This window comes from Mesorhizobium sp. M5C.F.Ca.IN.020.29.1.1, from assembly GCF_003997375.1.
Taxonomy (GTDB): domain Bacteria; phylum Pseudomonadota; class Alphaproteobacteria; order Rhizobiales; family Rhizobiaceae; genus Mesorhizobium; species Mesorhizobium wenxiniae.
Genome location: NZ_RZSW01000525.1, coordinates 1 through 4,397 on the forward strand (window position 1 = coordinate 1; position 4,397 = coordinate 4,397).

4 protein-coding genes are annotated in these 4,397 nt (G+C 63.1%); 3 read left to right on the forward strand and 1 reads right to left on the reverse strand.

The window, feature by feature from the left end; all coding sequences use genetic code 11:
• The first annotated feature begins 191 nt into the window (after positions 1-191).
• On the forward strand, positions 192-1,370 hold the full coding sequence (locus EOA85_RS28790; protein ID WP_127212016.1) for an acetyl-CoA C-acetyltransferase: 1,179 nt from the start codon (positions 192-194) through the stop codon (positions 1,368-1,370).
• Between the two features lie 133 nt (positions 1,371-1,503).
• Positions 1,504-2,229: an acetoacetyl-CoA reductase gene (phbB, locus tag EOA85_RS28795; protein ID WP_029348801.1), complete on the forward strand. Its 726-nt coding sequence runs from the start codon at positions 1,504-1,506 to the stop codon at positions 2,227-2,229.
• Between the two features lie 84 nt (positions 2,230-2,313).
• On the opposite strand, the gene EOA85_RS28800 is transcribed toward phbB, so the two are convergent.
• Positions 2,314-3,507, reverse strand: coding sequence for an NAD(P)/FAD-dependent oxidoreductase (locus tag EOA85_RS28800; protein ID WP_245486101.1), 1,194 nt, complete (start codon positions 3,505-3,507; stop codon positions 2,314-2,316).
• On the opposite strand from EOA85_RS28800, the gene EOA85_RS28805 reads away from it, so the two are divergent.
• Complete coding sequence (locus EOA85_RS28805; protein ID WP_245486103.1) at positions 3,466-4,224, forward strand: TetR family transcriptional regulator; 759 nt, start codon at positions 3,466-3,468, stop codon at positions 4,222-4,224. The two genes, EOA85_RS28800 and EOA85_RS28805, sit on opposite strands and share 42 nt — an antisense overlap.
• The last annotated feature ends 173 nt before the right edge of the window (positions 4,225-4,397 follow it).

The following is a 4,397-nucleotide window of genomic DNA, read 5'->3' on the forward strand; positions in this document are numbered from 1 at the left end:
GTGCAGTGCGGGATCAATTAATGCTGCATGGCGGCCAGAAAATGCTGCGCAGCAATGGGCGGGCTGTTTCCACCACGAGGCGCAACCTGTTTGCAGCGCATGGCCAGCGTGCCCATTTCCGGTTTGACTTGGACCATTGAAAGGGCAAGAAAAGCCCTGACGATACGATACCTCGAAGTCTGGAGAAGAACATGTCCGCTGTCATCGTTGTCGCCAGTGCGGCGCGCACGCCCGTCGGTTCCTTCAACGGCGCCTTTGCCGCCACCCCGGCGCATGAGCTTGGTGCCGTTGTCATCAAGGAACTGCTGTCTCGTGCCGGCGTCGAGCCGGCGGAGGTCGACGAGGTCATCCTCGGCCAGGTGCTGACCGCGGCTCAGGGCCAGAACCCCGCCCGCCAGGCATCTATCAATGCCGGCCTGCCAAAGGAAACCACCGCCTGGGGCCTCAATCAGGTTTGCGGCTCAGGTCTGCGCGCTATTGCTCTCGGTATGCAGCAGATCGCCACCGGCGATGCCAAGGTGATCGTCGCCGGCGGGCAGGAATCGATGTCGCTGGCCCCGCACGCTCAACACCTGCGTGCCGGCGTCAAGATGGGCGACTACAAGATGATCGACACCATGATCAAGGACGGGCTGTGGGATGCCTTCAATGGCTACCACATGGGCAACACGGCCGAAAACGTCGCACGCCAGTTCCAGATTACCCGCGAGGACCAGGACCGGCTCGCATTGGCCTCCCAGAACAAGGCAGAGGCCGCGCAGAAGGCCGGCAAATTCAAGGACGAGATCGTGGCTTTCACCGTCAAGGGCAAGAAGGGCGACACCATTGTCGACCAAGACGAATACATCCGCCACGGCGCCACGATCGACGCCATGACCAAGCTAAGACCGGCCTTCGATAAGGAGGGCACCGTGACCGCCGCCAATGCCTCCGGCATCAATGACGGCGCCGCCGCCGTGCTGCTGATGACCGAAGCGGAAGCCGAAAGGCGCGGCATCACGCCGCTGGCGCGCATCGTGTCCTGGGCGACCGCTGGCGTCGATCCGCAGATCATGGGCACCGGGCCTATTCCCGCCTCGCGCAAGGCGCTGGCCAAGGCCGGCTGGTCGGTCGGCGATCTCGACCTGGTCGAGGCCAACGAAGCCTTCGCCGCGCAGGCCTGCGCCGTCAACAAGGACATGGGCTGGGATCCGTCCATCGTCAATGTCAATGGCGGCGCCATCGCCATCGGCCACCCGATCGGCGCCTCCGGTGCCCGAATCTTCAACACGCTGGTCTACGAGATGCGCCGCAGAAGTGCCAGGAAAGGCCTTGCCACGCTGTGCATCGGCGGCGGCATGGGCGTTGCCATGTGCGTGGAAGCGCTGTGAAGTCATATGCGAAGCGTCGTGAAGACAAGGTGAGCGAGCCGTGAAATAGTCGGTGGCGAACGGGGCTCAATCGCCGTTAGAGCGTTCCCGGTTTCGTCGCCCGCCGTTCATGAAGGAAAAAAGGGAGGACATCATGACAAAGATAGCACTCGTCACCGGTGGGTCGCGCGGTATTGGCGCCGCGATTTCGATCGGCCTGAAAACCGCCGGCTACAAGGTTGCCGCGAACTACGCCGGCAATGACGAAGCGGCGCAGAAATTCAAGGCAGAGACCGGCATCCCGGTCTACAAATGGTCCGTCGCCGACTACGATGCTTGCGCTGCCGGCATCAAGCAGGTCGAGGCCGATCTCGGTCCGGTTTCCGTGCTGGTCAACAATGCCGGCATCACCCGCGACGCCATGTTCCACAAGATGACGCGCGAGCAGTGGAAAGAGGTCGTCGACACCAATCTTTCCGGCGTCTTCAACATGACGCACCCGCTGTGGGGCGGCATGCGCGACCGCAAGTTCGGCCGCGTCATCACCATCTCCTCAATCAATGGCCAGAAGGGCCAGACCGGCCAGGTCAATTATTCGGCCTCGAAGGCCGGCGATATCGGCTTCACCAAAGCGCTCGCCCAGGAAGGGGCGCGGGCCGGCATCACCGTCAATGTCATCTGCCCCGGCTATATCGCTACCGAGATGGTCAGGGCGATGGATGAGAAGGTGCTCAACGAGCGCGTCATCCCGCAAATCCCGGTCGGCCGCCTCGGCGAGCCGGAAGAGATCGCACGCTGCGTCGTTTTCCTCGCTTCCGACGATGCCGGCTTCATCACCGGCTCGACCCTAACCGCCAATGGCGGCCAGTATATCACCTGAGGCGTCGGCCCTCGCTGGCAGCTGATGTACCGGGCCGACGCCCAATCGGCAAGACCGAGGCTGGGAGCCGCACAATCGCCGCTGTCAGGCGACAAGCTTCAGCCCTGGTTCGGCTGCAGGCTTGGTCTGGGGGATCGGCTCGCGCGAAGGTGCCGGCAGGCGGGCAAGCGGCGCCCGGCTGAGGCCTGACAGTTTCAAGGCGATACGACGCTTCAGGAATGGATTGAGGTTCAGCATCGAAAGCACGAGGTTGCGGACGAACCGCTTCACCGAACTGCGGGTAAGCGCCATGTCGGTCATCGTGCCCGCCAGTTCAAGCACCTCTTCGGCCGCCGGGCGTCGCAGCGTTTCGTAAAGGTCGAGCTCGGCTTCCGGGCGCACGCCGTTCACCACGTCGCCAAGCAACTGGCCAAGCACGACCGCGTCGATGATGCCGGTGTTCATGCCCTGCCCTCCCGCCGGGCTGTGCACGTGCGCGGCATCACCCATGAGGAACAACCGGTCCTTGCGGTACGAGCGGACCAGGCGGTGATGCACACGAAAACGCGAGCTCCACGACAGATCGAGCACCCGGGTTCTTTTCTCGGTCGGTCCGCGGCTGTCGAGCAGCGCCTGGATTTCGGCGATCTCGGGCTTTTCCGGCGCGTCATCCATTGTTGCGACGACCCGGTACGATCCGTCCGGGAGCGGCGCCACCACCACCAGCCCGGCCGGTGCAAAGAACAGCGACACTTCGGTCGGCCCAACCGGCCAGTCGAGACGAACATCGGCGAGCACGAACGAAGCGTCATAGGCCGCGCCGTCGAACTCGATGCCGGTCGACCTGCGCACCAGGCTGTGCATGCCGTCGGCACCAACGACGTAGCGTGCCGATATCAGTTTCTCGCGGCCGTTCTCGATCACCGTCACGCGTGCGCCGTCAGCGTCCTGAACGACCGCCGTGGCCTCGACCGTGCGATGAATCACGCCGCCCAGGGCTGCGATCCGCTCGGCGAACACCTGCTCGGTCAGATTCTGAGGCAGCATCATCAGATAGGGATGCCTTGACGGAAGCTTGCTGAAATCGAGCTTGAGCAGCGCCCGATCGCGGTCGCGGATGGCGAAATTCTGCAGCTTCAGGGCAAGTTCGCTCAGCCGCTGCGTGACGCCGAGCGGCTGCAGCGTTTCCAGCGTCTGCGCGTGGATGACGCCAGCCCGCGACGTCTGAAGCTGCTGCGCCAGCCTGTCGATCAAAACATGATCGACACCGGCCTGGTGCAGCACGATGGACAGCGCCATGCCGGTCGGCCCGGCGCCGATTATCAGGACTTCCGTAGTGTCGGGCAACATTTCTCTCTCCATTTGTCAACGATCGTTGACTTTCTAGTTGAATCCATTGCATTTGTCAACGGCCGTTGGCATATGAATTTCATGACCGAGAATCAGCCGAAGAAACCCAGCAAGTCGGACCGCACGCGCGCCCAAATTCTCGAGGCCGCGAGGCTCCTGTTCGCCGAGCACGGCTATGACGGCACCTCCATCCGCGACGTCGCGGCGCATGCCTCGATCGATCCGGCCATGGTGATCCGCTATTTCCGCAGCAAGGACGAACTGTTTGCCAGGGCGGCGGTCGTCGACCTGCAATTGCCGGCGCTGCGGGTGATCGATCGAAACGCCATCGGTCAAACGCTGGTCAGGCGTTTTCTCGAAATCTGGGAAGGCCCGGCCAGCGGTCCCGGCATGGCAATTCTGCTGCGTTCGGCGACGTCGAACGAATTCGCCGCGGAAAAATTGCGCGACGTATTTGGCAACCAGGTGAGGCCGGTGGTTGCGGCGGTCTCTGACCCCGCCGATGCGGGTCGACGGGCCGGGCTCGTTTCGAGCCAGCTGCTGGGTCTGGCGATGTGCCGGTACCTGCTGCGGCTTCCGCCAGTCGTCGCCCTGTCCCACGACGAAATTATCCAGAAAGTCGGCCCTACTTTGCAGCGCTATGCCGTGGGAGAGGACGGGTCTTGACCAATCCGTTCTGCATTGCTGGCACACTGGTCCTCGTGCAGCGACTGCGCCGACCGATGGACGCGACGCCGACCTTGTGCCGAAGCGGCACGCAAAAGTTAACGGCGGCCGCACAGCCTGTGCAAAACCCTGTTCGCCGCCTGTGGATACTCGGTGGAAAACCTGTTCACGAC

What these genes read in the sequence shown, in the direction of transcription:
- EOA85_RS28790 (WP_127212016.1), top strand. Translation starts at nt 192, where the DNA reads ATGTCCGCTGTCATCGTTGTCGCCAGTGCGGCGCGCACGCCCGTCGGT.
- phbB (WP_029348801.1), top strand. Translation starts at nt 1,504, where the DNA reads ATGACAAAGATAGCACTCGTCACCGGTGGGTCGCGCGGTATTGGCGCC.
- EOA85_RS28805 (WP_245486103.1), top strand. Translation starts at nt 3,466, where the DNA reads ATGATCGACACCGGCCTGGTGCAGCACGATGGACAGCGCCATGCCGGT.
- EOA85_RS28800 (WP_245486101.1), bottom strand. Translation starts at nt 3,507, where the DNA reads ATGGCGCTGTCCATCGTGCTGCACCAGGCCGGTGTCGATCATGTTTTG.